The sequence below is a fragment of the Acidimicrobiales bacterium genome (assembly GCA_022452145.1).
In the GTDB taxonomy this organism is placed as follows: Bacteria; Actinomycetota; Acidimicrobiia; order Acidimicrobiales; family MedAcidi-G1; genus UBA9410.
In genome coordinates this window covers 1-19,981 of sequence record JAKURY010000029.1, presented here as the reverse complement: position 1 = coordinate 19,981, position 19,981 = coordinate 1, and the positions used below count along the sequence as shown (strand labels likewise).

20 protein-coding genes and 1 tRNA gene are annotated in these 19,981 nt (G+C 68.9%); 12 read left to right on the top strand and 9 right to left on the bottom strand.

Annotation, left to right across the window (positions count from 1 at the left end):
• The 4 genes from MK177_09380 to MK177_09365 form a co-directional block, all read right to left on the bottom strand.
• A partial coding sequence (locus tag MK177_09380) for a hypothetical protein (protein MCH2427528.1) occupies nucleotides 1–219 on the bottom strand: 219 nt, incomplete at its 3' end.
• A 184-nt stretch (nucleotides 220–403) separates the two neighbouring features.
• The gene (locus MK177_09375; GenBank protein MCH2427527.1) at nucleotides 404–1,117 is read right to left on the bottom strand and encodes an alpha/beta hydrolase; all 714 of its coding nucleotides are present in this window, start codon (nucleotides 1,115–1,117) and stop codon (nucleotides 404–406) included.
• Nucleotides 1,118–1,319: 202 nt separating this feature from the next.
• Complete coding sequence (locus MK177_09370) at nucleotides 1,320–1,997, bottom strand: TlpA family protein disulfide reductase (protein ID MCH2427526.1); 678 nt, start codon at nucleotides 1,995–1,997, stop codon at nucleotides 1,320–1,322.
• 10 nt (nucleotides 1,998–2,007) lie between these two features.
• The gene (locus MK177_09365; protein ID MCH2427525.1) at nucleotides 2,008–2,562 is read right to left on the bottom strand and encodes a disulfide bond formation protein B; all 555 of its coding nucleotides are present in this window, start codon (nucleotides 2,560–2,562) and stop codon (nucleotides 2,008–2,010) included.
• Between the two features lie 104 nt (nucleotides 2,563–2,666).
• On the opposite strand from MK177_09365, the gene MK177_09360 reads away from it, so the two are divergent.
• Nucleotides 2,667–3,770, top strand: a complete 1,104-nt coding sequence (locus tag MK177_09360) for a ketoacyl-ACP synthase III (protein ID MCH2427524.1) — start codon at nucleotides 2,667–2,669, stop codon at nucleotides 3,768–3,770.
• A 56-nt stretch (nucleotides 3,771–3,826) separates the two neighbouring features.
• On the opposite strand, the gene MK177_09355 is transcribed toward MK177_09360, so the two are convergent.
• Both MK177_09355 and MK177_09350 read right to left on the bottom strand, forming a co-directional pair.
• On the bottom strand, nucleotides 3,827–4,924 hold the full coding sequence (locus MK177_09355; GenBank protein MCH2427523.1) for an alcohol dehydrogenase family protein: 1,098 nt from the start codon (nucleotides 4,922–4,924) through the stop codon (nucleotides 3,827–3,829).
• On the bottom strand, nucleotides 4,921–5,874 hold the full coding sequence (locus tag MK177_09350; GenBank protein ID MCH2427522.1) for an NAD(P)-dependent oxidoreductase: 954 nt from the start codon (nucleotides 5,872–5,874) through the stop codon (nucleotides 4,921–4,923). The genes MK177_09355 and MK177_09350 overlap by 4 nt, the downstream gene beginning before the upstream one ends.
• A gap of 100 nt (nucleotides 5,875–5,974) precedes the next feature.
• Here MK177_09350 and MK177_09345 point away from each other — a divergent pair, with 100 nt between their 5' ends.
• From MK177_09345 to MK177_09335, 3 genes are all read left to right on the top strand, one after another.
• The gene (locus MK177_09345; protein ID MCH2427521.1) at nucleotides 5,975–6,985 is read left to right on the top strand and encodes a potassium channel protein; all 1,011 of its coding nucleotides are present in this window, start codon (nucleotides 5,975–5,977) and stop codon (nucleotides 6,983–6,985) included.
• Between the two features lie 119 nt (nucleotides 6,986–7,104).
• Nucleotides 7,105–8,397, top strand: coding sequence for an O-acetylhomoserine aminocarboxypropyltransferase (locus tag MK177_09340; protein ID MCH2427520.1), 1,293 nt, complete (start codon nucleotides 7,105–7,107; stop codon nucleotides 8,395–8,397).
• Nucleotides 8,398–8,408: 11 nt separating this feature from the next.
• Nucleotides 8,409–9,233 (top strand): alpha/beta hydrolase, encoded by an 825-nt coding sequence (locus MK177_09335; GenBank protein MCH2427519.1) that lies wholly within the window; start codon nucleotides 8,409–8,411, stop codon nucleotides 9,231–9,233.
• 81 nt (nucleotides 9,234–9,314) lie between these two features.
• Here the strand turns inward: MK177_09335 and MK177_09330 are convergent, their stop codons facing one another.
• On the bottom strand, nucleotides 9,315–10,562 hold the full coding sequence (locus MK177_09330) for an acyl-CoA dehydrogenase family protein (protein MCH2427518.1): 1,248 nt from the start codon (nucleotides 10,560–10,562) through the stop codon (nucleotides 9,315–9,317).
• A gap of 137 nt (nucleotides 10,563–10,699) precedes the next feature.
• Between MK177_09330 and MK177_09325 the strand changes: the two genes are divergently transcribed.
• From MK177_09325 to MK177_09300, 6 genes are all read left to right on the top strand, one after another.
• Nucleotides 10,700–12,415, top strand: coding sequence for a proline--tRNA ligase (locus tag MK177_09325; protein MCH2427517.1), 1,716 nt, complete (start codon nucleotides 10,700–10,702; stop codon nucleotides 12,413–12,415).
• A gap of 45 nt (nucleotides 12,416–12,460) precedes the next feature.
• A complete protein-coding gene (locus tag MK177_09320; GenBank protein MCH2427516.1) occupies nucleotides 12,461–12,844 on the top strand; it encodes a hypothetical protein in 384 nt (127 codons plus the stop codon).
• A gap of 100 nt (nucleotides 12,845–12,944) precedes the next feature.
• Entirely contained in the window at nucleotides 12,945–13,424 is a 480-nt protein-coding gene (locus MK177_09315) for a CarD family transcriptional regulator (protein ID MCH2427515.1), read from the top strand.
• A 73-nt stretch (nucleotides 13,425–13,497) separates the two neighbouring features.
• Nucleotides 13,498–13,962 carry a universal stress protein gene (locus tag MK177_09310; GenBank protein MCH2427514.1) on the top strand — a complete coding sequence of 155 codons (465 nt, stop codon included), beginning with the start codon at nucleotides 13,498–13,500 and terminating at the stop codon, nucleotides 13,960–13,962.
• 174 nt (nucleotides 13,963–14,136) lie between these two features.
• A complete protein-coding gene (locus MK177_09305; protein ID MCH2427513.1) occupies nucleotides 14,137–14,679 on the top strand; it encodes a methylated-DNA--[protein]-cysteine S-methyltransferase in 543 nt (180 codons plus the stop codon).
• A 58-nt stretch (nucleotides 14,680–14,737) separates the two neighbouring features.
• The gene (locus tag MK177_09300) at nucleotides 14,738–15,541 is read left to right on the top strand and encodes a crotonase/enoyl-CoA hydratase family protein (protein MCH2427512.1); all 804 of its coding nucleotides are present in this window, start codon (nucleotides 14,738–14,740) and stop codon (nucleotides 15,539–15,541) included.
• A 34-nt stretch (nucleotides 15,542–15,575) separates the two neighbouring features.
• On the opposite strand, the gene MK177_09295 is transcribed toward MK177_09300, so the two are convergent.
• Nucleotides 15,576–17,138, bottom strand: coding sequence for an AMP-binding protein (locus tag MK177_09295; protein ID MCH2427511.1), 1,563 nt, complete (start codon nucleotides 17,136–17,138; stop codon nucleotides 15,576–15,578).
• A gap of 157 nt (nucleotides 17,139–17,295) precedes the next feature.
• Here MK177_09295 and MK177_09290 point away from each other — a divergent pair.
• Nucleotides 17,296–17,372 (top strand) — tRNA-Pro (locus tag MK177_09290).
• 103 nt (nucleotides 17,373–17,475) lie between these two features.
• On the opposite strand, the gene MK177_09285 is transcribed toward MK177_09290, so the two are convergent.
• Nucleotides 17,476–17,787, bottom strand: coding sequence for a hypothetical protein (locus tag MK177_09285; protein MCH2427510.1), 312 nt, complete (start codon nucleotides 17,785–17,787; stop codon nucleotides 17,476–17,478).
• A 188-nt stretch (nucleotides 17,788–17,975) separates the two neighbouring features.
• On the opposite strand from MK177_09285, the gene MK177_09280 reads away from it, so the two are divergent.
• Nucleotides 17,976–19,981 (top strand): BMP family ABC transporter substrate-binding protein (locus MK177_09280; protein ID MCH2427509.1); only part of this gene is annotated, 2,006 nt, incomplete at its 3' end.

The following is a 19,981-nucleotide window of genomic DNA, read 5'->3' as shown; positions in this document are numbered from 1 at the left end:
CTCGCCGTCGGCGACGACACTGCCGTCACGGGTGAGGTGCTGGACTAGGGAACCCGGTTTCCAATCGGACTTGACCCCGGTGCCGTACTCAGCCATGCCGAGATCGGGATGGCAGGGTCCGCGATATTGAGCGGTGAGGTCTCCATCGGTGATTGCCCGCCAGACCTCGTCGAGGTCGGCCTTGATGTAGGCCTTGTACACGTGGACTGGTGCAGACATAGAGACTTCTCCTGCGAGTCGCACCCTTGTTACCGGCAACCTTACCGAGGGTGGACTCTCCATATTTATTGACAAAACTTATGTTAGTAATACTCACATGTCAAGAGGCTCAACATCTCAGACATCCCACTCGATTCGGACCCAAGCGCCGTTGCCTGATTGCACAAGATTGGACATTTGGCCCCTATTGTCCCGTTCTACGACTCCTGTCGCGCAACCATTCGAGCAGCGTGTCGGCCACCACCTGTGGCTGCTCGGGAAGAAGGGCGTGGCCGGCGTCGGCGACCACCACCAACGATGCCCGGTCGCCCAACAGGTCGACGATGCTCCGGGCGTTGGCCGGCAGAGCGACGACGTCATCGGCGGGCTGCAGCACAAGTACGTCGGCCGATCCGGCCGTCCACCAGACCTCGATGTCGTCGTCGGCCACGGCACGGCCCTGGTGGTGGGCCACCACAGGGTGCCATCCGCCGGCCCACACCGAAGCGTCGTTACACGGAGCGAAGAACGCGGCGCCCACCGCTGCGAGGTGCTCCTCAGGTGACGAGTCGACGTCGAACACCCTTCGAAGTGCCGCCCTGTGCTCGGGTGCTGCCGGAACCCTCCCGCCGCACGCCAGGAGCACGACGCTCTCGACCTGGCCCGGGTGCAGTGCCGCAACCAGCCGTGCGACCCGGTTGCCGAAGGCATGGCCGACCAGGGTGGCCGGGCCAACTCCGAGCGCCTCGATAACCACGGCGGTGTCGCCCGCCAGGTCGGCCATCGACACTCCCTCGAGCGACCCGGTGCTGCCGCCGATGCCCCGCGGCTCGGGGGCGATCGCCCGATAGCCCCCTGCTGAGAGGCTCCGCCCCAGATGTAAGAAGTCGACGGCGCCACGCCCGAGGGAGGGAACCATCACGACCGCAGGCCCGTCTCCGACGGATCGGACCTCGATCGGGCCGGCCGGCCCCGCCACGGTGACCGTCGACCAGCCATCCCCGCTACCAGCATCAGGCTGCGAATGCCCACCAGCCTGTGAGGTGGGATCTACTGGGCTCACGCCGTCGAGCATGTCATCGAGCGGCGGCCTCGGGGCAACCCGGTTTGAACAGGCTGACTCAGGTGGCGTCCTCGCCGGTCGGTACGGCGCCTGACCGGGTCGCCTGGTCCAGCAGGTAGGTCCAGCCGTCGGGCGGCAGGCCGCCGCTGACCCGGACCCGCACCCGCCCGTCGGTCCCCACCACCACGAAGTACGGGAAGCTCCGCAGCCCGTACGCCTCGGCCACCTCCGAGTCGTCGGAGTCGCGCAGCACCAGCTCGGGCCAACCCTCGGCAGCGAACCAGGCCCGGGGCAGGTTCCCACGATCCAGGTAGACGGCCGTCGAGACGGCCACCACCTCGACGTCGGACGGGATGCCGTACCGCCCGATCCATTCGGTCAACTTCGGGACCTCCGCCTGGCAGTGCGGGCACCAGTGGGCGAAGAAGGCGATCACGTAGCCCGTCCCGTCGCCCGGACGGACCTGCACCAAGCCACCGTCGAAGGTCGTGGCGTCGAAGTCCGGCGCCACGAGGCCTACGGCATCGTCGCCGTTCGTCTCCTCGAACGCCGGCAGGCCCTCGCCGAACACGGCGACCGGGCCGGTCTCCAAGCCATCCGGGTCACCCGGCGGGTCGCCGCCGCCGAGGGTCAGGGCTGCCACCAGGGCCAGTGCCACGGCCCCGACCAGCGCCAGCAGGATCGTGCGTCCGGGGCCGGAACGATCGGTGGCCCCCGGGGTCGGAATGTCGGTCATCGGCGCTGGCTCATGGTCGTGCATCCTCGCGGGTCGACAACGTGGTGTCACGGTCAGCGGCACCCGAGGCAAGCACCAGGGCCGTCACCACTGCGAACCCGCAGAACGCCATGAACGGAATGGACACGAACCCGAACTCGTCCACCCACTGCTGCGTGCAGGGAGCGGCGATGTCGCAGGACGATCCCTGGTCCGGAAACAGCTGCAGTTGGTAGTGGTAGGCGGACAGCGCCATCCCGACGAGCGACATCGGCAGGACCCGCCAACGGGGATCCGGGTCGCCCCGCCACGCCGCCGCGCCCAGGATGACGACCAGCGGGTACATGGCGATCCGCTGGTACCAGCAGAGCTCGCACGGGGGGAACCCACCCACCTCCGAGAACCAGAGGCTGCCGGCCGTCGACACGGCGGCGACCGAGAACGCCATTCGCAGCGCGTCGGCCCGCAGGCCATGTAGGCGCCGGCGGCCCGCGGCGGTCGCCCCGACGACCACGACCACGATGGTGACGGCAAGGGCCCCGAGTGCCAGCAGGGCCGTGAAGAGGGACATCTGGTCGACGGACACGGTCGCCGAACCTACAGCCACGGACGCTCCCAGCACCGGGACGTTCGCCCCGGCAGAACCTCGCCTCAGGAGCCGAAGGGGGTGACGTGGTAGGAACTCGTTCCATGCCGACGCGAGCCGTGATCACCGGATGGGGGCGCTGCGTGCCGCCGGTGACGTTGTCCAACGCCGACCTGGAGCGGCTCATGGACACCAGCGACGAGTGGATAGTGCAGCGCACCGGCATCCACAACCGCAGGCTCTCCCACGTTGAGACCACCGACATGGCCGAGTTGGCGGCCCGACGGGCCCTGGCCTGTGCAGGCCTGGAAGCCGGCGAGATCGACCTGGTCGTGGTCGCCACCTGCACGCCAGAACTGCTCTGTCCCAGCACGGCGGCCATGGTCCAGGACCGCATCGGCGCCACCAGGTCCGCCGCCTTCGACCTGAACGCCGCCTGCTCCGGCTTCGTCTACGGCACCTCGGTCGTGGCCGGGCTGATCCAGGCCGGGTTCGCCGAGAAGGTCCTGCTCATCGGAGCGGAGAAGCTCCACTACACCATGGACTACCGGGACCGGGGTACCAGCATCCTGTTCGGCGACGGTGCGGGCGCCGCCGTGTTCGAGCCATCCGAGGACGGTGCCGGCGTGCTGGCCGTGGACCTGGGCGCCGACGGCGGCAAGGGCTCGACGATGCTCATCAGGTCGATGGGCTCACAGGGGGAGCCGGGACCGACGAACGACCCGGAGGTCTACCGGCTCCACTTCGAGGGCCAGGCGGTCTTCAAGATCGCGGTGCAGAACATCTCGGCGTCAGCGGCCCGGGTGCTGGAGCGGGCGGGCCTGACAGTCGACGACGTGGACCTGGTGGTCCCCCACCAGGCCAATGCCAGGATCATCGAGTCGGCCACCCGACGCCTCGGCATCGACGCGGACAGGGTGTTCATGAACATCGGCGAGCTCGGCAACACGGCGGCGGCCTCGATCCCGATGGCCGTCAGCGACGCCCTGGACGCCGGACGGGTGGAACCCGGCGACACGATCGTCCTGACGGCCTTCGGCGGTGGCGTGACGTGGGGCTCGATCGCCCTTAAATGGGGAGACAGGACCGAGCCAGCCGGCGACCACGAGGGCGAGCTCCCCGAGACCGACATCTCTGTGTTCGACCTGCTCAGGGAAAACCTGGACTTCTACGCGCCCCTCCACGCCGACGAGCCACCGATCGCCTAATCCAGTCGCTCTCCGGGCGGTCACTCGGCCAAGGTGTCCCGTCGCAGTCCGGACGGTCAGTCGATGGTGATGACCATCGCCCCGGTGTGGGCCTTGGCCACGAACGCCTCCTGGGCGGCGTGGAATTCCGAAAGCGGCCAGGTGGCAGCCACCACCGGCCTCACCTCGCCCCGCTCCAGAAATCCGACGAGCGCCTCGAACACGGCCGGCTCGTAGACCGTGCAGCCGTACAGCTCCAGGTCGTTCAGGTACAGCGTCCTGAGGTCGAGGTCGACGATCGGCCCGGCGATGGCCCCCGCCGTCGTGTAGCGGCCGCCACGGCGCACGACCTCCAGGAGGGGGGCGAAGTCCGGGCCACCCACGACGTCGGCCAGGACATCCACCGGACCGCCGGCCGCCTCGGCGACTGCTCCCGCCAGGTCGGCCGACGCCCGGTCCACGCACACATCGGCCCCGCAGGCGGCCACGTCGGCGAACTTGGCTGCGCTGGTCACAGCCACCACCCGGGCGCCCCGCAACCTCGACAGCTGCACCAGCGCCGAGCCGACGCCTCCCGACGCACCGGTGACCACCACCGTCTCGCCCGCTGCCAGCGCCGGTCGTGTCAGCATGTGCTCGGCGGTGGCCCACGAACAGGGGAACGAGGCCAGCTCGACGTCGGTCATCCCGCTGTCCACCGGGTAGACGTTGCGGGCCGGGATCGCGCAGAACTGTGCGTACCCACCGTCCCGCTCCGAGCCCAGGTACCCGGCCTTCGAACGGTCCGTCGGGTCGTCCACGTCGCGGATCCAGCCGTCGGCCAGCACCCGGCGGCCGATGAGGGCCTCGTCTGCGTCCGAACCGACGGCAACCACCTCGCCGCACGGATCGGCGCCCTGGATTCGTGGGAACGTGAGTCCACTGCCGCCCCACGTGCCATCGTCGCCCGCCGCGGCGCCGAAGCCATCCGACCCGGTCGCCGCGGTCACCGACTTGGAGTACCAGCCGACCCGGGTGTTCACGTCGGTGTTGTTCATCCCGCAGGCCCGGACCCGAACCAGGACCTCGTCGTCGGCGGGCACCGGGACCGGCACGTCGTGGCGCAGCACCAGCATCTCCGGCCCGCCGTTGCCCACCAGGTGCAGGGCGGTCATGGTCGCCGGCACGTCGGTCATCGCGGTGGTACGACCTCGTAGCCGGGCTCCTCGGGCTCGTCGTCGAGGATCTCAGCCGGAAACCCGGGCGCCCGGACGTCCAGGCCGGTCGGCTCCTCGAGGCGACGGATGATGTTGGGCGACCACTCGCGGGGGCCGAACCGCTCCTGGCCGTCCTCGAAGATCTGCCGGAGGAGAGGCGAGACCTCCAGGGGGACGTCGTGGCGACGGGCCACCTCGTCGAACAGCCCGATGTCCTTGACCACCAGGTCCATGGTGAAGCTGATGTCCCGGCTGCCGTTCAGGATGACCTGGCCCTCGGTCTCGTGGACGAAGGAGTTGCCGGACGAGATGCGTATGGCCTCGTAGGTGGTGTTGAGGTCCATCCCCGCGGCGGCCGCCGTGGTCAGGGCCTCGGCCACCGAGACCAGGTTGGCGGTGGCCAGGTAGTTGGTGACCACCTTGAGGACCGAGGCCGAACCCAGCGGTCCGGTGTGCAGGATCCTGCGACCCATGGCGGTCAGCACGGGCAGGATCCGGTCGAAGACCTCCCGCTCGCAGCCTGCGAAGATGGCGATGTTGCCGGTGGCGGCCCTGTGGCACCCCCCTGACACCGGGCAGTCGATCGGCTCGGCACCAGTGGCGGCCACCAGGGCGCCCATCCGACGCACCTCGGCCTCGTCGGTGGTGCTCATCTCCATCCAGACCTTGCCCGCCGACAGTCCCGCCAGGATCCCGTCGTCGGCCTCCATCACCTCGGAGCAGGCGGCAGGCGACGGCAGGCAGGTGATGACCGTGTCGCAGTCCTCGGCAATCTCCCCGGGGGATTCGGCCCAGGAGGCACCGGCGTCCAGGAACGGCTGGGCGGCTGAGGGGTCCAGGTCGCGCACCGTCAGGTCGAAGCCGTTGCGTTGGAGGCTGCCAGCCAACTTGCCGCCGACGTTTCCCAAGCCGATGAATCCGATGCGCATGGCCGCGCACTCTAGACACGGAAGGCGACGCCGTAGGCACGTAGCACCCTGCACCGTATGGACGCGGAACCCGGGACCGGTGTTGCCCTACCCTGCGGGCATGTTCGCTCGCGTGCGCCCCGACACCTGGGGCCACCTGGCGATCGCCGCCGCCCTCCTCGTCGGCGTCCTGGTGGTGGGCACGGTCGGCTACTCGATCCTCGGCCTGGGGGCAGTCGACGCCGTCTACCAGACCATCATCACCGTCAGCACGGTCGGGTTCCGGGAGATCGCCGACGGCGACCCGGGCACCGCGTGGAAGGCGTTCACCTCGGTGCTCATCGTCTTGGGCACCGGCTCGATGCTCTACGGCGCCACGTCGGTGATCGAGAGCATCGTCGAGGGCCGGCTCACCGGCCAGTTCCGGAGGTACCGCATGCAACGAACCATCGACTCCATGGCCGGCCACCTGATCGTCTGCGGCACGGGCCGTGTGGGCCAGGCGATCACCGGGTTCGTCCGGTCCATCGGACAGGAGGTGGTGGTGGTGGACCGGGACCCCGCCCGCTTCAGCGACCGGGACGTACTCCACGTGCTGGGTGACGCCACCAGCGACGAGATCCTCCGACAGGCCGGCATCGAGCGGGCGGCCACCCTGGTCACCGCCCTCGGCACCAGCGTCGACAACCTCTACGTAACGCTGTCGTCCAGGAAGATGAACCCCGACCTCTTCATCGTGTCGCGTGCCGACGACCCCGAGGCGATGGCCAAGATGCTCCAGGTGGGTGCCGACAGGGCCGTCAACCCCTACGAGATCGGCGGGTCCCGCATGGCCAGCCTGGCCATCCAGCCCAACGTGGCCGACTTCGTGGACGTCGTGGTCCACGACGGGACGTTCGAGGCGAAGCTCCGGGAGATCCGACTGCCCGAGGGATGCGTGTTCGTGGGCCAGACCATCGACGAGCTGACCATCCGCCAGGAGACCGGCGCCGTGGTACTAAGCGTCCGTGACACCACCGCACGGTTCCACACCGACGACGTCACCAGCCGGCCGTTCGCCGAGGGCGACGTGATCGTGGCCATCGGCTCCGACGACGCCCTGGATCGGCTGGCCGCCGCCGTCTCCTGCTGAGGCCTTCCACCGGAGCGGTCGGACCCCCGAGGGGACTCCGACCGCCTCACCGCGGCCCGATCGGACCCATCGCCCTGTCGGGGCAGCCCACCTCCCCGAACCTGACCTAGATTCGGGGCATGGTCGAACCCGACAGCCACCGCTTCGACACCCGCGCCCTGCACGCCGGCCAGCGACCCGACCCGGTCACCGGTTCGCGGGCGGTGCCCATCCACCAGACCACCTCGTACGTGTTCGACTCCGTGGACCACGCCTCCGGGCTGTTCAACCTGGAGGTCAGCGGCCACCTCTACTCGCGCATCTCCAACCCGACGGTCTCCGTGCTGGAGGAGCGCATCGCATCGCTGGAGGGTGGCGTGGGAGGAGTGTGCACCGCCAGCGGCCAGGCCGCCTTCCACCTGGCCATGGCCACGATCATGAGCGCCGGCGACCATGTGGTGGCCAGCCGGAACATCTACGGCGGTAGCCACAACGTGTTGAACCTGACCATGCCGCGGTTCGGGATCACGACCACGTTCGTGGATCCGCGCGACCCGCAGGCATTCGCCGCGGCCATCCGGCCCGAGACGCGCCTGGTGTTCGCCGAGACCCTCGGCAACCCCGGCATCGAGGTCCTGGACGTCGCCGCGGTGGCAGAGGTGGCCCACGCCGCAGGCCTGCCCCTGGCGGTGGACTCCACGTTCGCCACGCCCTACCTGATGCAACCCATCGAGCACGGTGCCGACATCGTCATCCATTCGGTGACCAAGTTCCTGGGTGGCCACGGCGTGGCCATCGGCGGGATCGTCGTTGACGGTGGCCGCTTCGACTGGGCCGCCGACGGGAAGTTCCCCACCCTCTCGGAGCCCTACGACGGCTACCACGGGATCACCTTCACCGAGGAGTTCGGACCAGCCGCCCTGTCGATGCGGGCCCGGGCCGAGGGTCTGCGCGACTTCGGTGGCTGCATGAGCCCGGCCAACGCCTTCTACCTGTTGCAGGGCGTGGAGACCCTTCCCGTACGCATGGCCCGCCACGTCGACAACACCCACCGGGTTATCGACATGCTCGACGCCCACGACGCCGTGTCGTGGATCCGGCATCCGGCGCACCCCAGCCATCCCGACCACGACCTGGCCAGGCGCCTCTACCCGAAGGGCGCAGGCGCCATCCTGAGCTTCGGCGTACACGGCGGACGCGACGCAGGAAGGAAGTTCATAGAGGCGGTGGGGCTCGCCTCGCACCTGGCCAACGTGGGCGACGCCAAGACCCTGGTCATCCACCCCGGTTCGACCACCCACCAGCAGATGAGCGACGAGGACCTGGCCGCGGCCGGCATCGGCGAGGAGTTGGTCCGCCTGTCGGTCGGCCTGGAGGATCCGGACGACATCTGCGACGACCTGTCCCAGGCCCTGCGGGCCTCGCAACGCTAGGGGGCGGAACCGTGCAGTTCTCCGTCGACGGGCGCACCGTCAACGCCGCCACCGGTGCCGTGGCCATAGACCGCGACGAGGTCGCCCACGCCCCGCTGGTCGTGCTCCTCCACGGGGCCGGCATGGACCGGTCGGTCTGGTCGCAGCAGACCCGTTGGCTGGCCCACCACGGCACGCGGGCACTGGCCGTCGACCTCCCCGGACACGGTGACTCCGAGGGTCCGGCGTTGACCTCCGTCGGCGACCTCGCCGCATGGGCGGCCGCCCTCGCCGACGCCCTCGGCGACCGGATCCACCTGATCGGCCACTCCATGGGCGCCTTCATCGCGCTGGAGGCGGCGGCCACCTCACCCGACCGCATCGCGTCCGTGGTGCTGCTGGGGGTGGGTGCGACCATGGCGGTCCACCCTGACCTCCAGGCCGCCGCAGACGCCGACGACCCCCTGGCCGCAGCGCTGATGGCCGGATGGATGCACGGCCCGGACCAGAAGTTCGGCCTCAACCCCACCCCGGGCCTGTCCATGACCGGCACCAGCCGTGCGGTGATCGAGACGTGCCCTACGGGGGTGCTGGGTCCCGACCTCAGGGCATGTGTGGCCTACGAGGGGGCGGTGGCCGCAGCCGGTGCCGCCTCGTGCCCGGTGACCCTCATCCTCGGGTCGCTCGACCGGATGACCCCACGGAGGTCCGCGCAGCCTCTGGTGGACGCCATGCCCGGAGCCAACATCGTGGAGCTCCCCGACTCAGGCCACGCGCCGATGATGGAGGAACCCGGGGCGGTCCGCAGCGCACTCGGAGACCATCTGGCGCGGGTGGGCGCCCGAGCGCCGGTCTGACAGCCGACCCGGCGTCCTGGATCTGGCCGCCGCATTCCGCTCACGGCGTAAGCGGTCCGACCGGAGGGCCGACGCTGCGTCCTAGTTCTGGAGCAACTCCCGGAACGGGGTCTCCTTGGGCGGACCCGGCTCCTTTGGGAGGCCCAGGACCCGCTCGCCGATGATGTTGCGCTGCACCTGGTCGGTGCCGCCGTAGATGGCCGGAGCCGGGCTGAACACCGTGACCTCCTGGACGATGCCGCCGGTGGCGCTCTCGCTGGCGGCGAGCATCCCGTCGGCCCCGATGATGAGGTTGCCGACGTCGCGGCTGCGGCGGACCAGTTCGCTCATGGCCAACTTGGCCAAGTTGCCCTCGGCCCCGGTCCGGCTCCCGCCGGACTTGGCCCGCAGCATGTTGAGGCGGTTCACCTCTCCCAGGATGTGGAGTTTGGCGATCTCCTGGCGGACGACCAGGTCGTCGGCGTTGCCGGCGTCGCGGGCCATGCCGATCAGGGCGTCGGTGCCCATGCCACGACCGCCCTCGCCGTCGGGGCCTCGGTTGACCCGCTCGGTGAAGTCCCCGACCCGCTTCTCGAGCCGACCCGCAATCGAACCCGGCGGTACCGAGATCGGGTGTCTGCCACCGCCACCCAGGCTGGCCCGTTCCACGGCCAGCGTGGTGTTGGCGACCGCCCAACCGGCACCCGGGCCACCGATGATGGCGTCGTCGGGTACTCGGGCCTCATCGAGGAACACCTCGTTGAAAAGGGCCTGCCCGGTCATCTCCCGCAACGGCCGGACCTCGATGCCGGGCTGTTCCATGTCGATGGCGAAGTAGGTGATGCCCTGGTGCTTCGGGGCGTCGGGGTCCGTGCGCGCGATGAGCATGCCCTTCTGTGCCATGTGCCCGCCCGACGTCCAGACCTTCTGGCCCGTGATGATCCACTCGTCGCCGTCCCGAACCGCCTTCGCCTGCAAGCCTGCCAGGTCAGAGCCGGCTCCCGGCTCGGAGAACAGCTGGCACCAGGCGGCGGTGCCGTCCAGGATCTCCGGTATGTAGCGGTCGACCTGTTCGGGCGTGCCGTGCACGGCGATGGTCGGGGCGGCGAGCATCAGGCCCAGGCCGGCGGGTGGCCCGACCACGTTCGCCTCGGCCAGCCCGGTCGACACCTCGGCGGTCAGGCTGCGGCCGTAGCCCCTCCCGCCGGCCTCGACCGGCATGGCCGGCGAGGTCCAGCGGGCCTCGTATAGGCGCTTCCACCAGTCGGCGACCGTGAGGTCGGGATCCCAGTTCTCCTCGAGCCAGGCGTCCAGCTCGGCACGTACCTCGGCGGTGGTCATGTCGCTCATGCGCGGAGTCTGCCACGGGCGCCCGGATCGAGGCGAAGCGGTCGACTGGGGCATCGGTCACCTCGTAACCCGGCGGAACCTGCCCCAATCGGTAGGGTGTCGACGCACTTCAGACCGCCACCGAGGAGGCCCGACCGGTGCGCTGGTCGTCGCTGTTCATCCCCACCCTGCGCGACGCCCCGGCCGAGGCCGACGCCGTCAGCCACCGCCTGCTCGTGCGTGGCGGCTTCATGCGCCAACTGCAGTCCGGGCACTACTCGATGCTGCCACTGGGCTGGCGCGTCCACCAGAAGGTGGGCGAGATCATCCGCCAGGAGATGGACGCCATCGGGGCCCAGGAGTTCCTGCTGCCCGCCATGCATCCCGCCTCGGTCTGGCAGGCCTCCGGCCGGTGGGAGTCGATGGGCGAGGAGATGTTCCGCCTCACGGACCGGAAGGGAGCCGACCTGGCACTCGGCATGACCCACGAGGAGGTCTTCGCCGGCATATCCCGGGAACTCAACTCCTACAGGGACCTCCCCCAGCTCTGGTACCAGATCCAGTGGAAGTTCCGGGACGAGCCCCGACCCAAGTCGGGCCTGCTCCGGGTACGGGAGTTCGCCATGAAGGACTCGTACTCCTTCGATCTGGACGATGCGGGTCTGGACCGGTCGTTCAACCTCCACCACGACGCCTACCTGAAGATCTTCGGTCGCCTGGACCTGGATGCCGTCCCCGTGGAGGCCTCGTCTGGGGCCATGGGCGGCAGCGCCTCGATCGAGTTCATGGTCGAGTCGTCGGCCGGCGAGGACGACGTGGCGATCTGCGAAGGCTGCGGCTACGCGGCAAACGTGGAGCGGGCGACCGCTGCGCTCCCCGAGGTGGAGAACCGTCCGGGCAGCGACGCACCGGAGCGCTTCGACACCCCGGGCATCCGCACCATTGCCGCCCTCGCCGAGGCCGGGCACCCGCCCGAACACCAGCTCAAGACCCTCGTCTACCGGGTAGACGGGGTGCTCACCCTGATCATGCTGCGGGGCGACCACCCGTTCCTGGAGCAGAAGTTCGTGGATGCCACTGGTGCCGTCGAGGTGGTTCCCGCCGACGGCGACGAGATCCGGGCCGCCATGGGTGCCTCGCCCGGCAGCCTGGGCGCCGTGGGGGTCACCGATCTGACGATTTATGCCGACGAGGCATTGCGTGGACGGTCGGGCATGACAACGGGTGCCAACGACGACGACGTGCACCTCCAGGGCGTGGACGTCGACCGGGACGTGGCCGTCGACCACTGGGTGGACGTTCGGGGCATCCTGGACGGAGAGGCCTGTGCCTCGTGCGGCGCACCGTTGCGGGTGGCGCGTTGCATCGAGGCGGGCCACATCTTCAAGCTGGGCCGCAGGTACAGCGAGGCCATGGGCGTGACCGTCCTGGACGCCGAGGGCGCGAACCGGGTTCCGACCATGGGTTCCTACGGGATCGGGGTGGGCCGGGCCATGGCCGCCGTGGCCGAGACCCACCACGACGAGAACGGCCTGGTGTGGCCGATGAGCGTCGCACCCTACGAGGTGGTGCTGACCGTCGTGAAGGTCGACCACGAGGAGTCCATGGCATGCGCCGAACGGCTCTACGCCGAGCTCCTGACCGCCGGCGTCGACGTGCTGCTGGACGACCGGGATGGCCGTCCCGGCGTGAAGTTCGCCGACGCCGAGCTGATCGGCATCCCCCTCCGCGTGACGATCGGCCCGCGGGGCCTGGAGAACTCGGTGGTCGAGCTGACCGCCCGGGCCGACGGCGAACGCCACGACGTGCCCGTCGACGACGCGGTAGGGCAACTGGTGGACCTGGTCGTCACAGGCCGGTCGGCGGGCCGGTAGCGTTCGCCCGTCACGTACGATCTGCTCCGCTGAGGATCCCCGCCCATGCCCAAGACGATCGATCGCACGCTGCCAATCAAGCGGTTCAGGAAGGTGGTCGCCACCGTCGACCTTCCCGGCGTCCCGGAGGGCACGATTGGCAAGGTGCGGGTGGCCAACGGCTTCACCTGGTACCGCTACTGGGTGGACTTCGACAACGGCGTGCGCATGGGCCAGGTCAGCCACGAGCACCTCTGCCACGAGGGCGACTGGGGCCGCTTCCAGCTCGACCGGGCCGAGGCCGAGCGCCGGGCCCTCGAAGCCCTCGAAGCGCCCGAAGCTTCCGGTGAGGGCGATGGTCCCGTTGAGGTGGCAGCGGGAAACCGGTTCGGCGTGCCCGAGCACCTGCTCCAGCGCAGTAGCGACGCCCGGACGCGCCTCGGCGGCTGACCCGTCGGACTTGCCGCTGGGGCGTCATCGGTCACAGCGGATCGGCACCCGACCACGCGATATCCTGCCCCGTCACGTTCCAGCCCCGGAGGCTCCTTCGATGTTCAAACCCGGCGACAAGGTCGTCTATCCGCACCACGGTGCAGCGGTCATCGAGAAGAAGGAGAAGCGCAAGGATCCGACCGGCAAGACCACCGAGTACCTGGTGCTCCGGATGGCCCACGGTGAGATGACGTTGGCCGTACCGGTCGCCAACGCCGAGGACGTGGGCATGCGTTGGCCGATCTCCAAGGAGGACGTCAAGGACCTCTTCGAGGTGCTCCAGAAGCGGGACATCCGGGAGCCGGCCAACTGGTCGCGGCGCTTCAAGAACCACCAGGAGAAGCTGAAGAGCGGGGACGTCTACCAGGTCGCCGAGGTGGTCCGGAACCTGGCACTGCGCGATCAGGCCAAGGGCCTGTCGGCCGGCGAGAAGATGCTGTACACAAAGGCACTGGACGTGCTCGTCTCCGAGCTGGCGTTCGCCCTGAACACCCCGGAGGAGAAGGCGATGGCCAAGGTCGAGGGAGCCCTCTCGTAGGGGTTGGCAGCCTGTCCTATGCTCCGAGCGGGGCCCGGTGTCGACCGGGGCCGGCGAGCAGGAAGGACTGCCCATGTCGGACGGACCGGAACGGCGGATCGTCGTCGGCGTCGAGGGGTCGGGCTACGCCCGGGCCGCCCTCATCTGGGCCCTCGAGGAGGCACACCATCGGGGTGCGGTCATCGAGGTGGTCACCTGCTATTCCCCCACCTACGTCCCGGCAGCGCCCGACCTCGGCTACGTGCCCCTCGACTCGTTCGACCTGGCTGCCGAGGTCGAGAAGATGCAGGGCGAGGTGATCGAGTCGGCGGTCGAGGCCTCGGACTTCGGTGACGAGGTGGAGGTCCGGCGGGTCCTCCAGAAGGGCCGGCCGGCCGACACCCTCATGACCGCCGCCGAGGGCGCCACCATGCTGGTTGTGGGCAACCGCGGCCGCGGCGGTTTCGCAGGCCTGCGTCTCGGCTCGGTCAGCCAGGCGATCGCCCACCACAGCCCCTGCCCGCTGGTGATCGTGCGCACCGGCCTCGCCGACCACTGACCGGTCGGCAGTCCGACGGGACGGGTCAGCCCGACAGGGTGGCCAGCATCCCCGGCACCTGCAGTTCCACGAACTTTCGCCTGAGCGAAAACTTTTTGGCCGGTGTGATGCGCGTCACAGCATTTTGCGCGAGAGTTGTCGGCACACACCCACGACCCGTTGAGGGGGACCTGCATGAGCGGCACCGAGGAGGAGGTCGGCGGGGAGCCCGTCGATGAGATCGCGAAGATCGCCGGACCGATCGGTGGGCTGTGGGTGGCCTACAACGACCACGGCATAGCCGGGGCGGGCTTCGCGAACCTGAAGACCTTCGCCCGGTTCCGCGAGGAGCACCACGATCGGACCGGCAGACCGTCGGCACTAGCCGACGCCATGCCGGACGACCTGTTCGACGCCATCGAGCACTCCTTCAACACCGGTGACCGCAGCGCCCTGACCTTCGACCTCCGCGGTGCCACGCCCTTCCAGGTGTCGGTCTGGGAGGCCTGTCTGACCATTCCCGCCGGGAAGACCCGTACCTACGCCGACCTGGCCAGGTCCGTGCACCGCCCCAACGCCGTGCGGGCCGTCGGCACCGCCCTGGGCGCCAACCCCATCCCGGTGCTGATCCCCTGCCACCGGGTGCTGCGGTCCGACGGGAGCCTGGGTGGCTACGCCTTCGGCCTGCCCATCAAGGAGCGTCTCCTGGATCGTGAGGCGGTGCGGGCCGCCGCCTGATTCGCCTCCCGGGCGGTCGATCCGGCAGAGTTCCGGGGTCGACCATCAGGAGGACACCATGAGCGACGAGAGGCCACTCGACCCCGCCGACGGCGGCGTCACCACCGAGGTCCGCGGCCGGATCCTCCTCATGGGCCTGGACCGCCCGGCCAAGATGAACGGGTACACGCCGCAGATGGCCCGCCAGCTCGTGGCGGCGTTCGAGCGCCTGGACGAGGACGAGGACCTCTGGTGCGGCGTGCTCTTCGGCCACGGTGCGCACTTCACAGCCGGCCTCGACCTGCCCAAGTTCCGCGACGCCATGAAGGACGGCAGGCGGTCAACCCAGGGTGAGCGGGTGGACCCGATGGCCCTTGGGCGACGCTGCCGCAAGCCCATCGTGACCGCCGTGCACGGCGTCACCTACACCCTCGGAATCGAGATGATGCTGGCAGGCGACATCGTGGTGGCAGCCGACGACTGCCGGTTCTCCCAGCTCGAACCGCTCAGGGGGATCCATGCGGCGGGTGGGGCGACCATCCGGTTCGTGGACCGCGGCGGCTGGGGCAACGCCATGTACCACCTGCTCACCTCGGACGAGTTCGACGCCGAGGAGGCCAGACGCGTCGGCCTCGTGCAGGAGGTGGTGCCGGCGGGTACGCAGTTGGATCGGGCCATCCAGTTGGCGGAGAAGATCTGCGAGGGCGCACCGAAGGCGGTCCAGGCCACCAAGGCGTCGTCGGCCATCTACCTCCGCGACGGGGAGGCGGCCTGCATAGCCGCGCTGGGTCCCAAGCAGGCCGAGCTGGCGGCCATGGACGACGCCGAGGAGGGCGTGGCGGCCTTCAGGGAGCGGCGGGCCGGAAACTTCACCGGGCGCTAGGGGCCTCTCCGGCCACCAGAACGGGAGTGCCGGACTACGGCCAGGGAATCCCGGCCAGGGCGTCCTTCAGCTCGTACTTGAGGACCTTCATCGTGGCGTTGCGCGGCATCGGTCCGTCGTGCACCACCAGTTGCTCGGGCACCTTCTGGACCATGAGCTCCGCCTCTGCACAGGCTGCGACCATCTCGGCCTGCGTGAGGTCCCCGGCGCCGTCGGTCGTCTCGACCACGGCGCACACCCGTTCTCCCCGCTCGGCGTCGGGTAGGCCGATGACAGCCACGGCGGCCACCTTCGGGTGGGCGTAGAGGACGTCCTCGATCTCCCTGGCGGCGATGTTCTCGCCCTTGCGGATGATGATGTCCTTGACCCGACCGGTGAGGCTCACGTGTCCATCGGGATTCATGACCGCCAGGTCGCCGCTGCGGAACCGCCCCTCGTCGTCGAACGCCTCGGCGTCCAGCGTCGGATCCCTGTAGCCCTTGAAGAGCTGCGGTCCGGAGATCCGGACCTCGCCCTCCTCGCCACGGTCGCATTCGCTGCCGTCGGGCCGGCAGATGGCCACCTCTGCGCCGAACACGGGGTGGCCCTCGGTGTGGGCGAGCTGGTCGTCGCTGTCGTGCGGTGAGCCCTGGCAGATCATCGGGCTCTCGGTCATGCCGTAGCCGTGGGCGACCGGGATTCCCATCTCGGCCTGCACCTCGAAGAAGACCTCGGGGGGCTTGGGGGCCCCGCCGCCGGAGAGCATCCGCAACGTGGGGATGATGGGCTCGTCGGGCTGCTGGCGCTGGACGCCCAGGAACATCGTGTAGAAGACGGTGGTGCCACCGGCCATGGTCACGCCGTGCCGTCGGAACTCGTCGATGGCGACCATCAGGTCGAACTTCTCGAGGAGCACCGCCGGGAAGCCGTTGGCCAGCAGGCAGACCAGGTAGTCGGGTCCCCCGATGTGGGCGTAGGGAAAGGCGATCGAGCCGACGTCGTCGGGCTGCATGTCCAGGGCCATGGCGAGGCCCACACCGCCGGCCATCAGGCTGGCATCGGTGTGGAGCACGCCCTTCGGGTCCGAGGTGGTGCCGGAGGTGTAGTAGATCCAGCGGATCAGGTCCTCGCCGTCGTCCGGCGTAGCGGGAACCGCCGACAGCATTGACGGGTCGCCCTCGGGGAGGCCGGCCGACACGTCCAGGATCGTCGGCGGACGGTCGAGGTCGGTCGTGACCCTCTCGGCCATTGCCTGGTAGTCGAACCCACCCCACTCACCGGGGGTGAGGACGAACTCGGCGGCGGTCTGTCGGATGCAGAAGCCGACCTCGCGGTCCCGGTAGATGTGGATGATCGGGTTCTGGACGGCGCCGAGGCGCGACAGCGCCAACGACGCCACGACGGTCTCGATTCGGGTCGGCAGCACCCACGTGACCGGCGTGCCCTCGCCTATGTCCATCGCGGCGAATCCGGCGGCCACGCGTTCGGCCCGCTCCTTAGCCTCGCCGAAGGTCACCGTCCGATCGCCCTGGATCAGGAACGCCCGGTCCGGGCTGGCAGACACCCGTCGTTCCAGGAGTTCCCAGAAGGTCCGGGCGTCGTAGATCGGCTCGCTCATCGGCGTCGGTGCCTCCGGCTACTGGCTGGTGCGCCCCGACAGGATCGCGCACGCACGCCGACACGTCACCCTCGGACGGTGCTCTGGCGGTGCCCTCCCGAGCGCCCGGCACGGCGGCCCGGCGAACCACGGGCGACTCGTACACTGGCCGTCGATCCGGGATGTGGCGCAGCCAGGCAGCGCACCTGCTTTGGGAGCAGGGGGTCGGCGGTTCAAATCCGCCCATCCCGACCAGAATTTTATTTGGCGGCCAGTAGGAATGCCGGTCGCCTTCGGTTTTGTCGTGTTGGTCGTTGCGCTGGTGCTCGCCAGTTAGCCCCTCGATTCGTCCCTCGTTCTAGGAGAACAGGTCGGTACCGACGCTTTGGGAGACGATGGTTGCGTACCGCTCTCCCGCGGATGCTTCAGCCCAGAAAGCAAGCCATTCCTCGTCGGTACTGATGGTGTCGATGAAGGCTCCATAGGTAGCCCCGTCCGGAAACATCAGCGCATAGGTCAGTGCGGGAACAGGCCCGGCCATGGACTGAATCAGGTGGACCGCTTCGGCACCGAGGCGCCGATGAATCTCGGCGGCGCGTCCACAGTTAGCAAGAAAGTCAGGAACTCGGGCTGGTGTTACGTCCCAAGCGGTAGTGGCTAGAACCTTCATGATTGTCTCCCAATCGTTTTCGTATGCATCGAGCCATCGAGATTAGAGGACTGGTCAGATTCATGCTTTCGGCCCCGCTTTCGGGGTCGACCAGTTACACCAAGGCTCCGAATACGGCCAGAGCACACGATCTACTGCGTCCTGGTGACCCTTTCGCCTGCCAACAGTTTGAGTGTCACACTGGGGCCATGACACGTCTCAGGATCCTCTTGGCTGTTCTGTTGGTCGCTTCGGGATGTGCGGGTGGCTCCGAAACCGCGACGCCGGCCACCACCGCTCCACCTGCAACGACCGAAGCGGCGGCGGCCACTACAGCCGCACCGACAACCACCACCTCGGCTCCAGAGACCACCGCCGCGCCTGCACCCACCGAGGCGCCTACCACCACGGCACCGGCTACGACCACGACTGAGGCGTGGACGTCCGAGGAGTCCTTCGACGCCTGCCTGGTCACCACGTCGGCCGGCCGCAAGGACAAGGCGTTCAACGAGGAGACCTGGATGAACCTCGAGTTTGGCCGCCGCTCCATGATGAACCTGCGGGCCCAGGCGCGCCCCGAGTACCCGGAGTTCCGGACGGGTTACGTCGAGGCACGGGAGGGTTCGGACGGTTCCGAGGAAATCGCCCTCTTCGTGGACGCCGGCTGTGACGCCATCGTCACCGTCGGAGCCGGCATGGCCGCCGCCACCGAGGCCGCTGCTGGACAGCACCCGGACGTCGACTTCATCGGCGCCGACCAGGCCCACGACGTGTCCCTCCCCAACCTCGCCGGTGTCCCCTTCGGCGAGGACCGGGCCGGGTTCCTAGCCGGTGCCCTGGCCGCGTCGGTGACCTCCTCCCGGACCGTAGCCGTGGTGCTAGACGCCGATGACCCGATGTCCGGGGACTACACGGCCGGCTTCGCCAACGGTGTCGCACACGTGGATGCCGCCGTCGAGGTGGTCAGCGTCACTGCCGACGCCGACGAAGGTGCGGCCGCGGCACGCGAGGCCATGGACGCCGGCGCCGACGTCGTGTTCGCCGCCGGTGCCCGTTCGAACGCCGACGCCCTGCTCGAGGTGGCCGCCGAGCCCGGCGTCCTGTGTATCGGCGTCGGGGGCGACCAGTGGTACACGGTCAGCGACGCCCGACCCTGCCTGGTCTCCAGTGCGATGAAGGAGCCCCGCTGGATGGACATGGAGGTCGGCACATCGCCGTTCGGCCACGTCGTCGTCCGGTCGTTCTCGGAGAGGGCAGGGATCGAGGGCCAGGTCTTTCTGTCTGGGAATAGCGCCGGCATGGTGATGCTGACTCCGTACCACGACCACAAGGACGCCGTGCCCCGCGACGTCCGCGACATGCTCGAGGCACTGGCCAAGTCCCTCTTGTACGGCGACCTGCTCGCCTGCGTTAGGGAGGACTGCCCAGAAGAAACCGGTGTTGCTGACGACGCGGCCCCGACCACGACGACAACAACTACGGCTACCCCGACCACGACAACCACCACGACCACGACAACGACCACTGAGCCTCCGGATCCCCGTTTCACCTTCGAACCAGTCGAAGGGGTGCCCGGCGTGGACGACGACGAGATCGCCTTCGCGGTCATCGGCATCCGAACCAACAACCCCTTGGGGACGTGCATTCTGGACTGCTACCTCCACGGCGTTGAGGCGTACTTCGCTTTCCGGAACGCCGAAGGCGGCCTGTTCGGGCGAGAACTGCGGGTTAGTGAGGTGCTCGACGATGAGCTGTTCAGCAATCAGATTCGGGCCCTGGAGGTCATCTCCGCCGACAATGTCTTCGGCGTGTTCAACGCCACCCTGATCGCCAGCGGCTGGGGGGACCTGAACGACAGTGGGATCCCCAACTTCGTGTGGAACATTCATGCCACAGAATCAGCCAACCGAACCAACCTCTTCGGACACTTCGCGTCAATGTGCGCCACTTGCACCCAACGGGGGGTGCCCTACACGGTCAAGATCGCCGGTGCCACCAAAGTGGCGTCACTGGGCTACGGGGTCAGCGAGAACTCGAAGGTTTGTGCCCAGTCGGTCGCCGCCTCGATCGACCTCTACTCGGCCGACATTGGCGCCGAGATGGCCTACTTCAACGACAGCCTGGGCTACGGGCTCCCCAACGGGATCGCCCCAGAGGTGACCCAGATGAAGGAGTTGGGCGTCGACTTCATCTCCACCTGCATGGACCTCAACGC

Bases quoted from the DNA above. Each gene is read 5' to 3' on its own strand.
- MK177_09375 (MCH2427527.1), bottom strand. From the start codon at position 1,117: ATGGTTCCCTCCCTCGGGCGTGGCGCCGTCGACTTCTTACATCTGGGG.
- MK177_09370 (MCH2427526.1), bottom strand. From the start codon at position 1,997: ATGACCGACATTCCGACCCCGGGGGCCACCGATCGTTCCGGCCCCGGA.
- MK177_09360 (MCH2427524.1), top strand. From the start codon at position 2,667: ATGCCGACGCGAGCCGTGATCACCGGATGGGGGCGCTGCGTGCCGCCG.
- MK177_09355 (MCH2427523.1), bottom strand. From the start codon at position 4,924: ATGACCGACGTGCCGGCGACCATGACCGCCCTGCACCTGGTGGGCAAC.
- MK177_09350 (MCH2427522.1), bottom strand. From the start codon at position 5,874: ATGCGCATCGGATTCATCGGCTTGGGAAACGTCGGCGGCAAGTTGGCT.
- MK177_09345 (MCH2427521.1), top strand. From the start codon at position 5,975: ATGTTCGCTCGCGTGCGCCCCGACACCTGGGGCCACCTGGCGATCGCC.
- MK177_09340 (MCH2427520.1), top strand. From the start codon at position 7,105: ATGGTCGAACCCGACAGCCACCGCTTCGACACCCGCGCCCTGCACGCC.
- MK177_09330 (MCH2427518.1), bottom strand. From the start codon at position 10,562: ATGAGCGACATGACCACCGCCGAGGTACGTGCCGAGCTGGACGCCTGG.
- MK177_09320 (MCH2427516.1), top strand. From the start codon at position 12,461: ATGCCCAAGACGATCGATCGCACGCTGCCAATCAAGCGGTTCAGGAAG.
- MK177_09315 (MCH2427515.1), top strand. From the start codon at position 12,945: ATGTTCAAACCCGGCGACAAGGTCGTCTATCCGCACCACGGTGCAGCG.
- MK177_09310 (MCH2427514.1), top strand. From the start codon at position 13,498: ATGTCGGACGGACCGGAACGGCGGATCGTCGTCGGCGTCGAGGGGTCG.
- MK177_09305 (MCH2427513.1), top strand. From the start codon at position 14,137: ATGAGCGGCACCGAGGAGGAGGTCGGCGGGGAGCCCGTCGATGAGATC.
- MK177_09300 (MCH2427512.1), top strand. From the start codon at position 14,738: ATGAGCGACGAGAGGCCACTCGACCCCGCCGACGGCGGCGTCACCACC.
- MK177_09295 (MCH2427511.1), bottom strand. From the start codon at position 17,138: ATGAGCGAGCCGATCTACGACGCCCGGACCTTCTGGGAACTCCTGGAA.
- MK177_09285 (MCH2427510.1), bottom strand. From the start codon at position 17,787: ATGAAGGTTCTAGCCACTACCGCTTGGGACGTAACACCAGCCCGAGTT.